General features: G+C 69.1%; 17 protein-coding genes. 5 read left to right on the top strand and 12 right to left on the bottom strand.

What is annotated here, in order from left to right; genetic code table 11:
• Window positions 1-6: 6 nt before the first annotated feature.
• Complete coding sequence (locus ACQPWU_RS14375; protein ID WP_433440077.1) at window positions 7-912, bottom strand: DMT family transporter; 906 nt, start codon at window positions 910-912, stop codon at window positions 7-9.
• 92 nt (window positions 913-1,004) lie between these two features.
• On the opposite strand from ACQPWU_RS14375, the gene ACQPWU_RS14370 reads away from it, so the two are divergent.
• Window positions 1,005-1,532: a CGNR zinc finger domain-containing protein gene (locus ACQPWU_RS14370; protein ID WP_433445209.1), complete on the top strand. Its 528-nt coding sequence runs from the start codon at window positions 1,005-1,007 to the stop codon at window positions 1,530-1,532.
• A gap of 19 nt (window positions 1,533-1,551) precedes the next feature.
• Here ACQPWU_RS14370 and ACQPWU_RS14365 read toward each other — a convergent pair whose 3' ends face one another.
• Together ACQPWU_RS14365 and ACQPWU_RS14360 are read right to left on the bottom strand one after the other, a co-directional pair.
• Window positions 1,552-1,890 carry a hydroxyisourate hydrolase gene (locus ACQPWU_RS14365; RefSeq protein WP_433440075.1) on the bottom strand — a complete coding sequence of 113 codons (339 nt, stop codon included), beginning with the start codon at window positions 1,888-1,890 and terminating at the stop codon, window positions 1,552-1,554.
• A gap of 859 nt (window positions 1,891-2,749) precedes the next feature.
• Window positions 2,750-3,148 carry a hypothetical protein gene (locus tag ACQPWU_RS14360; RefSeq protein ID WP_433440073.1) on the bottom strand — a complete coding sequence of 133 codons (399 nt, stop codon included), beginning with the start codon at window positions 3,146-3,148 and terminating at the stop codon, window positions 2,750-2,752.
• An 852-nt stretch (window positions 3,149-4,000) separates the two neighbouring features.
• On the opposite strand from ACQPWU_RS14360, the gene ACQPWU_RS14355 reads away from it, so the two are divergent.
• Entirely contained in the window at window positions 4,001-7,018 is a 3,018-nt protein-coding gene (locus ACQPWU_RS14355; protein ID WP_433440071.1) for a BTAD domain-containing putative transcriptional regulator, read from the top strand.
• Window positions 7,019-7,027: 9 nt separating this feature from the next.
• Here the strand turns inward: ACQPWU_RS14355 and ACQPWU_RS14350 are convergent, their stop codons facing one another.
• Entirely contained in the window at window positions 7,028-7,237 is a 210-nt protein-coding gene (locus ACQPWU_RS14350; RefSeq protein WP_360696440.1) for a DUF6059 family protein, read from the bottom strand.
• 145 nt (window positions 7,238-7,382) lie between these two features.
• Here ACQPWU_RS14350 and ACQPWU_RS14345 point away from each other — a divergent pair, with 145 nt between their 5' ends.
• Window positions 7,383-7,736: a WhiB family transcriptional regulator gene (locus tag ACQPWU_RS14345; RefSeq protein WP_433440069.1), complete on the top strand. Its 354-nt coding sequence runs from the start codon at window positions 7,383-7,385 to the stop codon at window positions 7,734-7,736.
• 95 nt (window positions 7,737-7,831) lie between these two features.
• Here ACQPWU_RS14345 and ACQPWU_RS14340 read toward each other — a convergent pair whose 3' ends face one another.
• From ACQPWU_RS14340 to ACQPWU_RS14325, 4 genes are read right to left on the bottom strand one after another with little or no spacing between them, the layout of a single operon-like run.
• Window positions 7,832-8,614, bottom strand: coding sequence for an SDR family NAD(P)-dependent oxidoreductase (locus ACQPWU_RS14340; RefSeq protein WP_433440067.1), 783 nt, complete (start codon window positions 8,612-8,614; stop codon window positions 7,832-7,834).
• Between the two features lie 9 nt (window positions 8,615-8,623).
• Window positions 8,624-9,301 carry an SDR family NAD(P)-dependent oxidoreductase gene (locus ACQPWU_RS14335; RefSeq protein WP_433440065.1) on the bottom strand — a complete coding sequence of 226 codons (678 nt, stop codon included), beginning with the start codon at window positions 9,299-9,301 and terminating at the stop codon, window positions 8,624-8,626.
• Window positions 9,295-10,494 (bottom strand): cytochrome P450, encoded by a 1,200-nt coding sequence (locus ACQPWU_RS14330; protein WP_433440063.1) that lies wholly within the window; start codon window positions 10,492-10,494, stop codon window positions 9,295-9,297. The genes ACQPWU_RS14335 and ACQPWU_RS14330 overlap by 7 nt, the downstream gene beginning before the upstream one ends.
• 16 nt (window positions 10,495-10,510) lie before the next feature.
• A complete protein-coding gene (locus ACQPWU_RS14325; protein ID WP_433440061.1) occupies window positions 10,511-11,179 on the bottom strand; it encodes a TenA family protein in 669 nt (222 codons plus the stop codon).
• 150 nt (window positions 11,180-11,329) lie between these two features.
• Between ACQPWU_RS14325 and ACQPWU_RS14320 the strand changes: the two genes are divergently transcribed.
• Both ACQPWU_RS14320 and ACQPWU_RS14315 read left to right on the top strand, forming a co-directional pair.
• Entirely contained in the window at window positions 11,330-12,082 is a 753-nt protein-coding gene (locus ACQPWU_RS14320; RefSeq protein ID WP_433440059.1) for an SDR family NAD(P)-dependent oxidoreductase, read from the top strand.
• A gap of 16 nt (window positions 12,083-12,098) precedes the next feature.
• Window positions 12,099-13,400: a cation:proton antiporter gene (locus ACQPWU_RS14315; protein WP_433440057.1), complete on the top strand. Its 1,302-nt coding sequence runs from the start codon at window positions 12,099-12,101 to the stop codon at window positions 13,398-13,400.
• 76 nt (window positions 13,401-13,476) lie between these two features.
• Here ACQPWU_RS14315 and ACQPWU_RS14310 read toward each other — a convergent pair whose 3' ends face one another.
• Genes ACQPWU_RS14310 through ACQPWU_RS14295 form a run of 4 tightly spaced genes read right to left on the bottom strand, consistent with a single transcriptional unit; the run spans window position 13,477 to window position 16,929 of the window.
• Complete coding sequence (locus ACQPWU_RS14310; protein WP_433440055.1) at window positions 13,477-14,565, bottom strand: beta-ketoacyl synthase N-terminal-like domain-containing protein; 1,089 nt, start codon at window positions 14,563-14,565, stop codon at window positions 13,477-13,479.
• Complete coding sequence (locus ACQPWU_RS14305) at window positions 14,562-15,785, bottom strand: beta-ketoacyl-[acyl-carrier-protein] synthase family protein (RefSeq protein WP_433440053.1); 1,224 nt, start codon at window positions 15,783-15,785, stop codon at window positions 14,562-14,564. Before ACQPWU_RS14305 ends, ACQPWU_RS14310 begins: the two co-directional genes overlap by 4 nt.
• Entirely contained in the window at window positions 15,778-16,047 is a 270-nt protein-coding gene (locus ACQPWU_RS14300) for an acyl carrier protein (protein WP_360694971.1), read from the bottom strand. The genes ACQPWU_RS14305 and ACQPWU_RS14300 overlap by 8 nt, the downstream gene beginning before the upstream one ends.
• Before the next feature lie 15 nt (window positions 16,048-16,062).
• Entirely contained in the window at window positions 16,063-16,929 is an 867-nt protein-coding gene (locus ACQPWU_RS14295) for a hypothetical protein (protein ID WP_433440051.1), read from the bottom strand.
• Window positions 16,930-16,954: the final 25 nt, after the last annotated feature.

Genomic DNA, 16,954 nt, shown 5'->3' with positions numbered 1-16,954 from the left:
ACCGCTTCACGCGACCTTCGACAGCTCTACGTCGTGAACTTCGCGGGCCCGGGAACGGCTGAGGGAGCCGTACAGAACGCCGAGGATGATCACCAGGCACCCGGCGAGCTGCAGGGCCGAGGGGCGCTCTCCGAGCGCCACGGCCGACAGCGCCACGGTCGTCATGGGCTGGATGAGCAGCAGCAACGCGGTGAGCGCGGCGGGCTGGCGCGGCAGCGAGAACGTGATCAGCGACCAGCCCAGCACCTGCGGCCCCAGCGCGAGCAGCAGCAGCCATCCGTGCGCCGGCCAGCCGGGCACGAGGTCGGCGCCCCCGAAGAGCGGGCTGAGCAGGGCGATCGCCACGGTGGCGACCACGGTCGCGTGCGCCAGCGGCCCGGCTGCCCGCTCGGGCCCGGCCTTCATCAGCAGCAGAAACGCCGCATAAGAGACAGACGTGGCAATCCCGGCCCACACCCCCATGACCGGATCGCTCCCATAGGCGGCGCTGTCGAACATCCCGGATATGAGCACCACCCCGGCGAACACCACCGGCGTGGCGATCATCAACCGCGTGGACGGCCGCTCCCGGAACAACGCCCACGCCGCGAACGCCACGATGAACACCTGCAGGTTCCCCAGCACGGTGGCCAGCCCCGCGCCCACGTAGTCGATCGCGTGGTGCCAGAAGAGCAGGTCGAGCGCGAACACCACCCCTGCGAGCCAGGCGAGCACCCGCCCCTTGACCGGCAGCGGCCCGAGCCTGCGCCGCTCCAGCCAGGCCAGCACGAGCATGGGCGGCACGGCGTACGCACAGCGGAACAACGCTGACGTGGCGGGCGATACACCTGAGAGCCGGACCAAGGGACCGGAGATGGAAATGATGAGGGCACCGACGACCGCGATCAGCACGATACGGCGATGTGCACTCACGGTGACCCCCGAACGTCCACACAGGAGATACAGTGCGACCACGCTAGAACCCGGCACGGACAGGAGTCAACATGCCGTTTGGCCATGACATGGTGCATTCTTTGGCCACCGTTGTCGAGCTGGTCAACACCTCACCGTCCACAGGCGGCGACGAGGGCCTGGCCGGCCTGGCCGAATTGCAGGCGTTCGTGGAGTCCCACCAGATCAGCGGCGTCACCAAGCTGACACCCCGCGACCTGGGACAGGTGCGGATGGTGCGCGAGGCGTTCCACCGCGTCTTCACCGCCCCGGACCAGCCCACGGCGGTCCGCACCCTGAACGCTCTGCTGTCGGATACGCGGATCACGCCCCGCCTGACGGAGCATGACGGCCACCCGCTCCACGTTCACTATTTCGCCGCCGACGCGACACTGGCCGAGCACGTGGCGGCCGACTGCGGGGTGGCCCTGGCACATTTGCTGGTGGAAGGCGAGGCCGAACGGCTGCGCACCTGCTCGGCCCCCGACTGCGACCGCGTCTTCGTCGACGAGTCCCGCAACCGGTCCCGGGTGTACTGCGACAGCCGGACGTGCGGCAACCGCATGCACGTGGCCGCCTACCGCGCCCGGCGCCGCGCCTAGCGCGCCGGGCCCCGGGTGTTCAGCTTCTGGTGCCGAAGTACGTGGAGTACGTGCTCGGAGACAGCATGATCAAAATCTGGCAGACGCCGGACTCCTCGCGGATCCGGAACACGACCACGATCTCCGGATAGATCGCCTCAATGCCGAGCCCGGAGAAGTAGTAGTCGCTGTCGAACACAACCCGGTACAGCCCGCGGGACAGCCTCGACTCGGCCCACTTGCTGACGTTCCCCTCGCCGTCGGTCTCAGCTCTGCCGATGTCATCCCAAAGTCCGTTTACCGACTGCTCCAAACGCACTCGCAGGCCCGACGCCGGCCGGCCATACACTCCGTCGAGCACCTGCGCAGAGATATTCATGTCTTCACCATCCCGACGCCTTCTATCCTTGTGCCTTCCAGCCGCTATTCGCCTGCCCGGTCGTCGCCGCCGCGTGGCCGGGCGGAGACGGCCGGAGCACGGTCTCGCGCCGGGCGTCTCGCGGATCCCATGCACCGGTCCCGCCAGGTCGCCTCGCACGCCAGGGCCCCGACGCCGTTCTTGATCGCGTCCTGAGGTGAGCGGAAGACCGAGGCACACGCGAGATCTCTGCCCGCGAGAGTGGCGCGGATGCACCAGTAATTCGGCGGAACGCCGGATATAGAGGATGTCGGAGGCGCGTTACCAAGGTCAAGTCTGGGCGTCAACATGACCGGCGTAAGAGTGATCTGGCACACGTTGCCGGCCCGTTCAGCGTTGCCGCACACGAGCCCTTCTTACCCGGGCCGGTAGGGACCGCTCCGCCTCCAACGTGCCGGTGCCGCGGTCGTTGTGCGGATGGACCGGTAGACGCCTTCTCGACGGCTTGCGGTTCGTCCATAGATCTGGTCCACGGAGACGCCGGGCATGGCACGCTCGGCGACGGCCGGGAAGCTGAGAATCATTTCCGTCCCGGCTCGCGATCCAACACGGGGCGCGACCGTGCGCAAACCTCATGCGACAAGTCGGGCATCGTGTCGCGGAACAGCTCCGATGAATACCGCAAGCCCAGTTCGCGGCCTCCCGGTTATCGCCTGACCGGCTGATTAGCATGCGGGCTCGAGCTATGAGCGAGCCCTTTGCACCGGCATCGGGCAGTTGCGAGCACTATACGGCTGAACAGCGGAAACGTCGCATTACATCGATGAATAGCGGGGGGTGGCGCACCTGCCGGGCGCCGCGCGTGCGCTCGATCAGCTGTTCACATAGTCCGCACCAGCACGTTGATCGTTACGTGGCCGGAGATGAGGCTCTCTTCGACGAGCTCGCGCACGACACGCACCGTCCCCGACCGGCCTCCGGAAAATCGACCGCGATTTCCCCGAGAACCATCGCCGCCGCCCGGCCGTACATCGTCGGCTTTTGCGCGGGCACCACGAACGAAAACAGCGACCGATTCTCGCCGGAAAATCGGCCCGCAGCCGGCGGGCAAATTCGATGATAACGCTATCTCGCCGGGCGTGACCGGAACACCGAAGTCGACCGTCCATGACAGCCGGCAGTTGTCATCGTAACCGGCATGGTCACGCTTCTCACAACTCGCCCTGACGAGATATGCGGCGATTCCATCCGGAACCCGCGTGGTGATGTTCGCAGTCAAGGCGGCGCGCGGCTCCGGGAATGTAATCGATCAGTTATGGGCCGGTCCAGGCCCGATACTCCTTCTCTTTCTCCTGCTTCGTGACCGTGGAGCCGCCCAAGGGGCGGTCGGGAAGCCCATGCGGAGGTAACACGAGGCCAACTCATGACATCGCCCTATTCGTCCGTCCCCAGTCGGCCTATCCCTCCAATCTCCACCCTGACCTGGGAGGATGCCGCCCGAGAAGGGAACGGATAATGAATGGATGGAGGGCGCTCTTAGCTTCGGATCACAGGCAGCCGGCCGGGCGGCGGCAGGCGCCCCAATTGTTAACGCGAGGTAAAACATGATGTGGCGTCGTCTTTCCAAAAGCATCATCCCGCTCGCTCTGTCCGCGGCCCTCTCGGCAGGAATGCTATGGGCCGGCGCCCTCCCTGCCGGCGGCTCGATAGCACTGCTGGCAAATCACGGCTCGGTGCACGCTGAAGGCACCCCCTGGGACTGACCCGGCGCTCCCCGCACAAGGCTGGCGGCCGCCCCTCGGTCCGACCTTCTCGTCAGGTCGAAGACATAGGGGCGGCCGTTTTCGCATTCACGTGTTCACACTGGTTCAGGACAATGGAGTGCCGCTGCGGCATGAGAGACGACCGCGTCGCGAACAGATCGCGAAGAAATAGGTTTTATCTGGCTTCCAAATGCACCGCGCTGTACACTCCGCGAGTAAGGGGCAATCCATCAGGCCTCTATCGCAGCCGGTCAGGGGGCCTATCCTGCGCGGATGGCGGTGATGGGCGCACCAGTGATGTCGGCTGCTCGCACGCCATCGCCGGGCTGAACGGGAGACACGGGGTGGAGATTCGGATCCTCGGCCCTTTGGAAATCACGATAGAGGGGAAGCGGCTGGACCTCGGCAGCCCTCGGCAGCAGACGGTTCTCGCCGTGCTCCTGCTCGAGGCGGGACGCGTCGTCTCGGTCCGCCGCCTCATGGAGGCGATCTACGGCGACGACCCGCCGGCCACGTCCCGGGCGCAGATCCAGATCTGCATCTCCTCCCTGCGGCGCTTGTTCGCGTCGTACGGGTACCCCCACATCATCACCACCGAATCCCAGGGATACATCTTCCGCTGTGACGACCACCAGATCGACGCGCAGCGATTTCGCCGGCTCGCCGTCGAAGCACGTCGCGCGCGCGACGCCGGGCAGCTCGACGACGCCGTGCGCGGCTACCGCGAGGCGCTCACCCTGTGCACAGGTCCGCTGGAGGGCATCGAGAGCCGGCTGGTCCGGTCGGCGGTGATCAGATTCACCGAGCGGCAGATCACCATCAACGAGGAATGCATCGAGCTCGAACTCGAGCTGGGCAGGCATCGCGAGCTGGTGGCCGAGATCACCGAGCTCGTCGAGAGGCACCCTCTCCGGGAGCGGTTACGCGCCCAGCTCATGACAGCGCTGTATCGCTCCGGGCGGCAGGCGGAGGCGTTACAGGTCTACCAGCACACACGAGAGACCATGATCGAGGAGTTGGGCCTGGAGCCGAACGAGGAGCTCCGCCAGTTACATCAGGCGATCCTCACCTCGCACGAGAGCCTCAACGCCCCCGCACCGCCCCCGCCCCCACGCGAATCCCCGCCCGCCGTGCCCTCCGGGACACCACGATTACTTCCCAGCGACGTCGCCGACTTCACCGGCCGCCGCCAGCAGGTGGAGACGATACGACGGCTGCTGACCTCGGACCACTCCCAGCTCGCCGTACCGGTCGTGGTCGTCTACGGCAAGCCCGGAGTGGGAAAGACCGCCATCGCCGTACACACCTCGCACGCCATCGCCGACAGGTTCCCCGACGGCCAGCTCTTCGCCGACCTGCACGGCGTCGCATCGCCCACGGTCCATCCCAAGCAGGTGCTCGAACGTTTCCTCCGCGCGCTCGGCCTGCCCGGCACGGAGATACCCGACGGGCTGGAGGAACGGGCCGAGGTCTACCGCACCATGCTGTCCGACCGGCGCATGCTGATCGTCCTCGACGACGCCGGCAGCGAGAGCCAGGTCCTCCCGCTGGTGCCGGGCTACCCGGACTGCGCCGTCATGGTCACCAGCCGCAGCCGCCTGGCCGGACTGCCCGGCGCCATGTCCGTCGAGATCGAGACGTTCGAGTCACAACAGTCGATCAACCTGCTCAAGCGCATCGCCGGCAGCGCCCGTATCCAGGACGATCCTGAGCCCGCCGCGGCCCTGGCACAGCTCTGCGGTCACCTGCCGCTGGCCCTGCGCATCGCCGGCGCCCGGCTCGCCGCCCGCCCCAACTGGACCATCGGCCACCTGGTGGAGCGACTCGCCGACGAGGCACGGCGGCTCGACGAGCTCAGGTACGGCGAAATGGGGATCCGGGCCAGCCTTGCCCTGACGTACGAGAGCATGAGCGAACCGGCGCGCCGCCTGCTGCGGCGGCTGGCCATCCTCGACTTCACCCACTACTCCGGCTGGATCGCGGCCGCGCTGCTCAACGCGCCGCTCACCGAGGCCCAGGACCTGCTCGACGACCTGTCCGACGCCCAGTTGATCGAGATGTCCGGCACGGAGGAGGGGCACGCCCACTATCACCTGCACGAGCTGACCCGGGTGTTCGCGCGGGAGCGGGTGGTGGCGGAGGAGTCCGCCACGGAACGCAAGGCCGAGCTGACCCGGGTGCTCAGCGCCCTGCTCGCCCTCGCCCAGCAGGCGCACAGCCTGGAGTACGGCGGCGACTACGTCAAGGTGAGCAGCGCGGCGCCGTCCTGGCCGGCCCCGCCCGAGCAGATGGAAACGATCATCGGGACCCCGATGCAGTGGTTCGAGCGCGAGCGCGTGACGCTGGTGGCCGCCATCCGGCAGGCCGCCAGGGCCGGGCTCGTCGAGCTGTGCTGGGACCTGGCGATCACGTCGGTGACGCTGTTCGAGGCGCGCATCTACTACGACGACTGGCGGCAGACCCACGAGGTCGCCCTGGAGGCCGCCCGCCAGGCCGGGGACGTACGCGGCCAGGCCACGATGCTCTACTCGCTCGGCTCGCTGCACAGCGCCGAGCAGCGCTTCGACGACGCCCGGCGCGACTTCGAGGCGGCAGCCGAGATGTTCAGGGCCGAGGGGAACGAGCAGGGAGAGGCGCTGGCGATCCGCGACCTGGCGTTCCTGGACCGGATGTACGGCCGGCTCACCATCGCCGAGGCCGGTTACCGCCGGGCGCTGAAGATCTTTCAGGCCAACGGGGACCTGGCCGCCGCGGCATTCGTCCTGCACAGCCTGGCCAGGACGCGACTGGAGTTACGCGACCCCGGCGAGGCCAAGCGGCTGCTCGACGAGTCGCTCCGGCTCAGCCGCGCGGCCGGGAGCAAGCGGGTGGAGGCGCAGGTGCTGTGCTGGCTCGGCGACGCGTACGTCCAGGCGGGCGAGCTCCCCTGCGCCGTCGACGCTCTCCAGGTGTCGCTGACGATGGTGCGGGCGATGGACGATCCCATCGGGGAGGCGTACGCGCTGCACCAGCTGGCGCTCGCACAACTGCGCCAAGGCGAGTTCTCCGACGCGGCCACCGCGCTCGACCGGTGCATCGACCTGGCGGGCACCGCCCGCTCGCGGCTGGCCGAGGTCAAGGGGTTCACCGGGCTGGGCGAGCTCGCCTCCGCACGGGGCGAGCCGGACAAGGCCGTCCACTATCTGGACCAGGCGCTGACGCTCTGCCGGAAGATCCACGCGCCGCTGTACGAGGTCCGGGTGCTCACCCAGCTCAGCGGGGCCCACGCCGCCACCGGCGACCAGGTGGCGGCGGAGCAGGCCCTCGCAGAGGCGTTGTCGCTGGCAGCGGAGATGGATCCGGTGGTCGTGGAGCAGGTACGCGCCGACCTGGGCCACGGTCGATGAGCTCCGAGCTCAGGGCTGGTTCAGCTCTTTCCAGAGCCGGGCCTCCTCCGGGGTCGGCGGCACATCGGGGATGAGCTGTTCCGGATGCCCCGCCGGAAGAGACGGAGGCGGGTTGTCCGGGGGGATCACCAGGAACGGGGCCATCCCGGAGATGCGCCCAACACCCACCAGGCCGTCCCAGATGAACTTGATGAGCCCTCTGGCAAGCCGAGCTAACACGGCCACCCTCCTTCGGCGTCCTGCAGGTGATGGATTGTGACTCCCCCCGCTCGACACCGTCTGGACGCCGCTCCACGCAGGTCCAGCAGGCATCGAACAGGCGTCGAGCTGCGGCGTGCACGCTGTGAAAAACGAGGGGGCAGACATGAAGACGTTCACCCTTCCGGCCCACCCCGGCGACGACGCCCTCACCCGGCTGGAGCGCTCACACGTCACCGAGCACTGGACGACCAGGGCCGGGTGCGCGCAGAGCGACCCCGATCTGTTCTTCCAGGACGCCGGCCACAGCGCCGCCCGCCGCGCCAAGGCGATCTGCCGCGACTGCCCGGTGGTCAAGCAGTGCCTGGCCGTCGCCGTACGTCTGGAGGTGAACCACGGCATCTGGGGTGGCCTGCTCCCCGAGGAGCGCCGCCATCTCCACGTGCCGGCCGAGCCCGGGGAGGGCGCCGGACGCCCCAGGAGACGGATCGACACGGGGAGCGGCACGGCCGCCGCCTGAGGCGACGGCCACCGCGCTCCCCCGTGGCTGAGAGCCGCCGCACGATCAAGGCCGGCTTGCCGCTTGGCGGCGAGCCGGCCTCGTGCGCGTGGCCCTCAGGAGGGGCGGTTGTAGTGAGCCGGAGGGGCCATACCGGCGTCGATCATGACCTCCGCGCCCGTGATGCTGCGGACCTTGCCGGAGGCCAGCATGACGACCAGGGTCGCGATCTCGTCAGGCTCGATCATCTGCCCCGTGGAGAGCCCCGTCATCTTGGGAACGGTGGCGACGAACTCCTCCGGGGTCATCCCCGCGCGCCGGGCCATCTCCGGATTCGTCCACAGCCGGGTACGGACCGGCCCGGGCGAGATGGTGTTGACCCGGACGCCGCGTGAGCTGAACTCCGCGGACAGTGCCTTGCCGATGTTGGTGAGCGCGGCCTTGGCGGCCGAGTAGTGCCCGAGCCGCGGGTCCACCATGCTCGAGTTCATCGAACCGATGTTGATGATCGAGCCGTTCCGCTCGATCAGGCTGGGGAGCGCCGCCCGGGTCGCCCGGATCGTGGTGAGAACGTTGAGTTCGAACGTGTGCTGCCAGACGTCGTCGTCGATGTCCAGGAAGCCGGAGGCCAGCTTCACGCCGCCGCCCACGTTGTTGACCAGGATGTCGATGCCGCCGAACTTGGCGAGCGCCGCGTCGATCAGCGACTGCGGGCCCTGCTGGTCGAGAAGGTCGACTTCGAGGGTGTGCGGCGTCGTGGCCAGCAGGTCCGAGGTGACGGTGCGTGCCCCGCCGAAGACGTCAGCGCCCGCCGAGACCAGTTCCTGCGTGACCGCCAGCCCGATGCCGGCTCCGGCGCCGGTGACCACGGCTGTCTTGCCGGACAGGTCGAATTCCATGCTGTCTCCTTAACGTTTCTCGGTGAGGAAGCTGCCGTTCGGCCCGCCGGCCGGCAGGGTCGCCACGTCGGCGATGAACCGGGCGGCCTGTTCTGGCGTGACGTGTCCGCTGGGCATCATGTCGGTACGCACGCGTCCCGGGTTGACCGCGTTCACCAGCACTCCCGTGCCCTCGCACTGGGCGGCCAGCATCGTGGTCAGCCCGTTCAACGCGCTCTTCGAGAGCGAATAGCCGGGTGCGCCGGCGAAGAGGGCTCCGCCGAACTCGGCGGTCGTCCCGCTGGAGATCAACACCACGCGGCCCCATCCACGGCGGATCATGGACGGGACGAAGGCCTGGGCCAGCCGCCACGAGCCGAGCAGGTTCACCCGCATCGTCCGGTCGACGAGGTCGAGCGGTGCGGTGAGGGGGTCGGTGCGCGCGTCGAGCAGGACCCCGGCGTTGCACACCAGCACGTCGACGTGCTCGAGCTCCTTGCGCAACAGCATGACGCCGGTGGGATCGGTGACGTCCAGGACGTGCGGGCAGACGCCGGGACCGATGTCGGCGGCGGTGGCGAGGGCCGTCTCGGGGTCCCGCGCCGTCACCACCACCCGCAGGTTCCTGCGGTGCAGCTCGGCGGCCACCGCGCGGCCGATCCCCCGATTGGCTCCGGTGACGAGCGCGGTGCGGGGGGTGGTCACCATGTGACCGGAATCTCGCTGAAGCCCTCCATGAACCCGCCGAGCCCGCGGGGCAGATCGTCCGAGGGCACCGCGAGGCGCAGATTCGGGAACCGCCTCAGCAGGGTCTCGGTCGCCACCTGGAGTTCCATCCGGGCCAGCGCCGCGCCGACGCAGTAGTGGATCCCCGCGCCGAAGGTCATGTGGTGGTTTTCCTTACGCCGGATGTCCAGCGTGAAGGGGTCGTTGAACACGGTCTCGTCCATGTTGGCCGACTCCTCGGACAGCAGGACGCTGGAGCCTTCCTTGATCACCGTGCCGTCGGACAGCGGGATGTCCGTCAGCGCGTAGCGCAGGGTCCCGATGGACGAACCCATGATCTGCGTACGCAGCAGCTCCTCCACCGCCGACGGCACGAGCGAGTAGTCGGCCTGGATCTCCTTGACCAGGTCCTGCCGGTGGAGCAGCACCGCGGTCCCGGTGCCGATCTGGCTGGCGGTGGTGACGTAGCCGGCGATGAGCAGGCTCTGCGTCCAGAAGTGCAGCTCGTGCTCGGACAGGCGGTTGTCGTCCTCGTCGCGCACCTTGATCAGGGCGCTGATCAGGTCGTCGCCCAGGTCCGCCCGCTTGGCGGCGATCAGCTCGACGAGATAGCCCCACAGGCCCTTCCGGCACTCCTCGACCTCGTCGGCGGGCAGCTTGGTGACCGAGAGGAAGCCGTCCACCAGCCGGCGGAACCTGTTCCTGTCCTCCGGGGGGATGCCGAGCAGCTTGCAGATCACCAGGATCGGGAGCGGAAACGCGACCGCCTCGTTGAGGTCGACCGGCTTGGGCCCGGCCTCCATCTCGTCCAGCAGCTGGTCCACGGTCTCCTGCGCATAGGGCCGCAGCCGCTCGATCCGGCGTGCCGTGAACGCCTTGGTCACCAGGCTGCGCATCCTGGTGTGGTCCGGCGGGTCGGCGTCGATCTCGGGGTCGACGAACAGCTCGTTGTCCGCGGAGATCCGCGCGACACCGGGCCTGGCGATGTTCTTGCTCAGCCGTTCGTCGGCGAAGAGCTTCCTGACATCCTTATAGCGCGTCACCATCACCGCCGTGTCACCGCTGGGCAGCTTGACCTCGACGAGAGCCTTGCTCCGCAGGCCACGCAGCCCCTCGGGAACCTCCATGGGCGGTGTCCACGGGAAGGGGTAGGGAATTGCGGTTTCCGTAGTCATTCGGCGACCTTTCTCCTCAAACCGGCCACGAGGGCTGCCGCAGGCAGCATTCCGCGAAGGCCCATTCGTAACGGATGCTGGTGGAGAACTGCTCGACGATGAGCCGACGCTCCGCGGCCGAGCAGCTCTCGCCCGCCCGGTCGATCATGTCCAGGAACGCCTGCACCGCGTACCGGTAGGACCCCCCCGGGTGGTAGACCTCGATCCACGGCAGATAGCGGGAGCCGAGCGTCGCGTTGAGCTTCAGGTTGTCCGACACCTCGGCGTTGAACCACACCATGGGCAGCAACGCGCCGATCCCGGCGTAGAAGGAGCGCGCGGTGGCGGCCGCGAAGAAGGACGCGTGCGCGTGGGTGGCCGGATCGACGGGAAGCTGCTCGCCGAGCTCCGGGAGGCCGAGCTCTCCGGCCAGCCCGGTGTAGGCCTGGCGCAGCCGGTCCTTGGCCTCGAGCGTGCCCGCCACGGACTGGCCGAGCAGGAACGCGTCGGTGTCCTCCGGAGCGGCCGCGGCGCATCGGGCCAGCGCGCGGGCGTAGGCGGGCAGCAGGAAGCCGGTGTCCTGCTGGACGAAATAGGCGAGGGCTTCGCCGGGAAGCGAGCCGTCGCGAAGGCCGGACCAGAACGGATGGTCCTGCACCTTCCGTAACACCGGGTCTCTGATCTCCATGAGCTCTTCGTGCAGCATCGGCCTTCCCCTGTCGCGTCGTGAACTCCGCTCCGGACGGTAGGGACCCGCCCTAGAAGCCCTCTGGAGTCCGGCACCAGGGGGTGCCAAGCCGTTCTCGAGCCCGCTGCCGCACATTGGTGGCTCCCAATGCCAACGTAAGGACGTCACATGGATCTTGGCTTGGCGGACAAGCGGGTACTGATCAGCGGCGCCACGCGGGGCATCGGCCTCGCCACCGCCCGCGTCTTCGCCGCGGAGCAGGCGCGGGTCGCCATCACCTATCACACCTCCGACGCCGCGGCCAAGCGCGTTGTCGAGGAGCTGGGCGGCGAGGACCGGGCGTGCGCCCTGCCGTACGACCTGGCCGATCCGGACTCCATCAAGCAGGCCGTGTCGGCTGTCGAGGAGCGCTGGGGCGGGGTCGACGTCGTCGTGGCCAACGCGCAGTCGTGGGTGTGGATCAACCCCGAGGACATCCCTCCCTACCAGGACTTCCCCATGGACCACTGGCTCGGGCTGTTCCGCGAGAACGTCGAGGGCCACCTGTGGACCGTCCGCCAGGCACTGGGCGGCATGCGTGAGCGAGGGTGGGGCCGGATCGTGCTGCTGTCCTCCGTCACCGCGACCCACGGAAATCCCGGTTCCGAGCTCTACAGCGCGGCCAAGGCGGCGCTGCACGGGTTCGTCCGCGGGCTGATGTGGACGCGCGACGGAGTCCTCGCGAACGTGGTCGCGCCCGGCGGCACGCTGACGGAGAGCCTGGAGGCAGTGGACCCCGTGCTCCTGGAGCAGGCCGTGCAGGAGACCCCGAGCGGGCGCCTGAGCACGGCGGACGACGTCGCACGCCTCATCGTCTTCCTGTGCTCGGAGGCGAACGGCAACATCAACGGCGAAGTCGTGCACACTGCCGGCGGGCGCTGACTAGGAGCTGCATAAGATGCACGTCACCAATCCGGTGCCGCCCATCGCGGCGGACAGTCTCCTGCTCTTCTTGCTCCAGGTCGCACTGCTCCTGCTGGTCGCACTGGTCCTCGGCAGGATCGCCACCCGGTTCGGCATGCCCGCTCTGGTGGGCGAGCTGGGCACCGGCGTCCTGCTCGGCCCGTCCCTGCTCGGCCACGTCGCGCCGGGGGTGTCGGACTGGCTGCTGCCCAGGGACGCCGCCCAGTTCCACATGCTCGACGCGGTCGGCCAGATCGGTGTCCTGCTGCTGGTCGGCATCACCGGCATGCACCTGGACCTCGACCTGATCAAGCGCAAGGGCACGACGGCCGTCAGGGTCAGCGCCGCGGGACTCGTGGTGCCGCTGCTCTGCGGAGTCGGGGTGGGGTTCCTGCTGCCCGGCTCCCTCATGGCCGCGCAGGGGGACAGGACGATCTTCGTCCTGTTCCTCGGCGTCGCGCTGTGCGTCAGCGCCATCCCGGTGATCGCCAAGACGCTGATGGACATGAACCTGCTGCACCGCGAGGTCGGTCAGCTCACCCTGGCCGCGGGCACGATCGACGACGTTTTCGGCTGGCTGATGCTGTCGGTCGTCTCCGCCATGGCGACCACCGGCCTGCGCGCGGGCAGCATCGTCCAGTCCCTGGTGGCCCTGGCGATCTTCGTCGTTCTGACGGTCACGGTCGGGCGCACGGCCGTCGGGGTCCTCCTGCGGCCGGTCAGCAGGCCGGGTTCGCCGGGACCGGCGGTGGCCGCCGTGGTGGTCCTGCTCCTGGGGGGCGGCGCCGCCACTCACGCCCTCGGGCTGGAGGCGGTGTTCGGCGCCTTCGTCCTCGGCATTCTCATCGGCCAGGCACCCGGCTTCGACCTCAGCCTCCTCGCGCCGCTGCGCACGGTCGTGCTGGCCGTGCTGGCGCCGATCTTCTTCGCCACGGCGGGGCTGCGCATGGATCTGACGGCGCTCGGCGATTCCGCGATCCTGCTGGCCGCCCTCGCGGTGGTGGCGATCGCGATCGCCGGCAAGTTCGTCGGCGCCTTCATCGGCGCGCTGAGCAGCCGCCTCACGCGCTGGGAGGCCCTCGCGCTGGGAGCGGGGATGAACGCCAGGGGCGTGATCGAGGTGATCGTCGCGACGGTGGGCCTGCGGCTCGGCGTGCTGAACACCGCGAGTTACACCATCCTCATCCTGGTCGCCGTCATCACGTCCTTGATGGCACCGCCGCTGCTGCGCCTGGCGATGGCCCGCGTGCCCGACCAGCCCGGGGAGCGCGAGCGCGCACTGCGGGCGGTCTCCTAGAACCGGCTCAGACAGCAGGAAACCGGCCCGGAGAGTGCGAGCAGGCTCTCCGGGCCGGTCTCTTCTCAGTGCCGGCCTAGCCGGCGGGGTGGCGCAGCACCAGGCAGCCGACGTTCCCGTCGTCGCCGGTGACGACGACCAGAGCCACCGCGCCCGCCACGACGGGAGCGGTTCGCCAGGCCGCGAGCACGTCCGCCAGCTGCAGTGCGGCAGTGGCACTGAAGCTCTCGCCCAGCAGGATCGCCGTCCTGAGCTGCGCGGGCAGCGGGACGCCCAGGGCGCTGCGGACGCCGGCCTCCTCGGCCGCTCTCAGCCCGCGCAGGGCCGACGCGCTCAAGGAGACCGCGGTGACCGCCGTACCGGGCACGCCACTGCGTTCCAGTGCGCGGCCGACGCAGGTGGCCAGCCCCTGTCGTACGTCCGACATGCCCAGGGTGCCGACCTCGCAGGCGAGCACCTCGGCCAGCGGCGCGCGGCCCGCCGCGGCGGCGCCTTCGGCGGTCTCCATGACGAAGACCGCCGCCCCCTCCCCCACCGCGGCATCCGGCGCCAGCGCGCCGGACAGATGCCAGGCCCATGCGGATTGGGGGCACAGCTCCTCCACCGCACCGACCAGGGCACGCTCGATGTGGCCTTGGATGATCGCGTTCCTGGCGTAGCTGACCGCGCCCAGGCCCGACACGCGGCCGTCGGCGATCGTGGCGTTCACGCCGCGCAGCGAGTTCCAGATGGCGATCTGGCTCGCGCAGAAGTTCATCACCGAAGGCGGGAAGAGCGTGGCCTGCACCAGGTACGGCTTCTCACGCACCAGCGTCTCGCGGGAGAACTCGGTGGAGCTGCGGATGCTGCCGGTGCTGGTCCCGATCACCACGCCGGTTCGCGCGCGGTCCTCATCGCTCAGAGCGGTGTCCAGCGTCGCCAGGGCGCGATTGCTCGCCACCAGGGCGAGCCGCGTGGTCCGGTCCAGAGTCCTGATTCCCTTTTTGCCCAGATACTCCTCGACCCTGAGATCGGGAATCACCGCCAGCGGGATCGGCGGGTACTCCCCTTCGGGAGCCTCCGCCTGCACGGCCCCGTTCCGTGGAGCGGTGAGCGCCTCCAGGCCGATGCCCGAAGGCGAGACCACGCCGCAACCGGTGATCACGAGTGGCGCCGACGTCGTCACGCGACCCTCCCCAGGATGGTGATCGCATTGTTCCCGCCGAAGGCGAAGCCGTGGTTCTGCACGATCCGCGGCGAGGCAGGCCGGCCCGTCCCCGGGACGCAGTCCACCCCCGGGCCCAGCGCCGGATCGATCTCCGTCACGTTGGCCGTGGGCGGCAGGAACCCGTCATGCAGCGCCATGCAGCAGATCAGCGCGCCGAAGCCGCTGGCGGCGCCCATCGTGTGGCCGATCATGGATTTGATCGAGCTGATCGGCGGCAACGTGTCGCCGAATACCTCGCGCACCGCCTTCACCTCCGTGGCGTCGTTGGTCGGGGTTCCCGTGCCGTGCGCGCAGATGTAGTCGATGTCCTCGGAACGCACCCCGGCGTTGCGGTGCGCGGCCCGGATGCATTCCGCGATGCTCGTGGGGTCGGGTGCCACCGGGTGCTTGGCATCGCAGTTGACGCCGTATCCGAGCACTTCCGCGTAGATGCGGGCGCCTCGGGCGAGGGCCCCCTCCAGCGGCTCGAGGAACAACGCGACCCCGCCTTCCGCGGTCAGGATCCCCGAACGATTCGTGTCGAACGGCCGGCACACCGACTCGGCCAGCGCTCCGAGCCGGTAGAAGCCGGCGTGCTCCCAGCGATTGACCGAATCGGCCCCGCCGCTGATCATGAAGTCGGCCTCGCCGGTACGCACCAGGTCATAGGCATAACCGAGCGTGTAGTTGCTCGCCGAGCAGGCCGTGGCGATGGTGTGCGCCTCCCCGGTGAGGGCGAGCTCGGCGTTGACCGCGGCGGCGATGCGATTGGCCGGCGCCCGGCGGGCCAGAGCCGGGTCGATGTCCTTGAGTCCTTCGTTGACCCACTGGCCCACCAGCTCCTCGATCACCGCCGACTCACCGAGCGTCGTCCCGATCGCCGAACCCGCACGCGCCGCCGAGACCTGAGCGGGATCGATCTCGGCGTCGATCAACGCCAGCCGCGCGGCGGAGGCCGCGAACAGGCTGCTGCGGCCCCACTCCTCGATGCGTAGCCTGCGCAGCACCTGGCTCGGGTCGAAGTCGTGGACCTCTCCTGCGTAGGTGTGCGGGAACCCGCTCGCGTCGAAGCTCCGGATGGGCGACACGCCGTTCCGGCCCGCCCTGATGGCGTCCGCGAAGGCGCGAGCCCCCGTTCCGAGACTGCTCACCGCTCCGAGCCCGGTGACCACGACCCGGCGCGTCGCCGTTTCAGGCATCGGTGTTCTCTGCCTCGTAACGGAGCACCAGCTCGACCACGGCTCCCAGGTTGACCATTTCGGGAAGGGCCTCGCTCGGGATGCGCACGCCCATGGACCGCTCGATGCTGGCGATGATGTCAATGGCCAGCAGCGAGTCGGCGCCGTGCTGGTTGACGAAGTCGCTGGTGTACGTCAGCTCGTCCGGCTCGATCTCCAGAACGTCGACGAGAATTTCACGGATCTGCTGGAGCCGCTCAGCCTGGATCGCCACTTGGGACATCATGCTTCCTTTCGGTTAGGCGGCGCCCTCTAGCGCCCGGTGGATCATTTCCGCGGCTTGCCGGTTGCCGCCGTCGGTGAAGTGCACGGTGTCCGCGAACGCGTCGCCCTCGAACAGGTCGGCGGACAGGTTCAGGAAGGAGATCCCCAGGTCGGCGCAGCCTTTGGCGTACAGGCCGGCGTAGGTGTCCCAGTTCGCCTCGATGGCGCTGTGCAGGACGCCGAAGACGGGTGCGTCGAAGTCGTAGCGTGCCTTCTCCTCGGGGCTGAGCTGTCTCGTGCGCGAGGTCACGAGCGGCTGCAGGCAGAACAGGATCCGGGTACGCTCGCCCGCCGCCCGCGCGAGGAACCCGAGGTGCTCGAGCCGTCTGCGGGCGGCCGCCTCCATCCGGGGCACGGTGTCGGCGAGGTTCCAGGCGGCGGGCTTGCCGCGCTTGCGGCGTCGGGACTCCAGATCGGGGACCGCTTCACCGGCGGCGAGGGTGGCCAGGTCGAACAGCGGGATCTCGGCGAGCTCGGTGAACGTGCGCTCGTACGAGACGGCTCCGAACAGCCCGCTCGGGTCGAGCGAGCCCACCAGATTGACGAAGTCGGGGCCCCCGCCGATGACCACGACGGTGGACGCCGCGTGCAGGAACGGTGTGGCGGCGACCATTTCCTGGAGGGAGACGGCCGCGCACAGGCCCAGGTTGAGCTGCCGGGTCCCGGAGACGAAGGCCAGGTGCGAGGGAGGCGAGTTGCGGTCGGAGGTCGCCGCGAGACCGACGGCCACCGAGTTGCCCAGCACTATCCCGCCGCCGCCCGCGGCGAGCCACGTCGTGGTGTCGACCGTGCCGAACGGTGAGTCCGAGAGGCGGAATCCCTCCTCATCGGTGTTGAGCACGGATGAACGGTGCCCGGGAGGGAGA

The organism is Nonomuraea sp. CA-141351, from assembly GCF_050944675.1.
Lineage (GTDB): Bacteria > Actinomycetota > Actinomycetes > Streptosporangiales > Streptosporangiaceae > Nonomuraea.
This window is presented reverse-complemented; position numbering and strand designations above follow the sequence as displayed.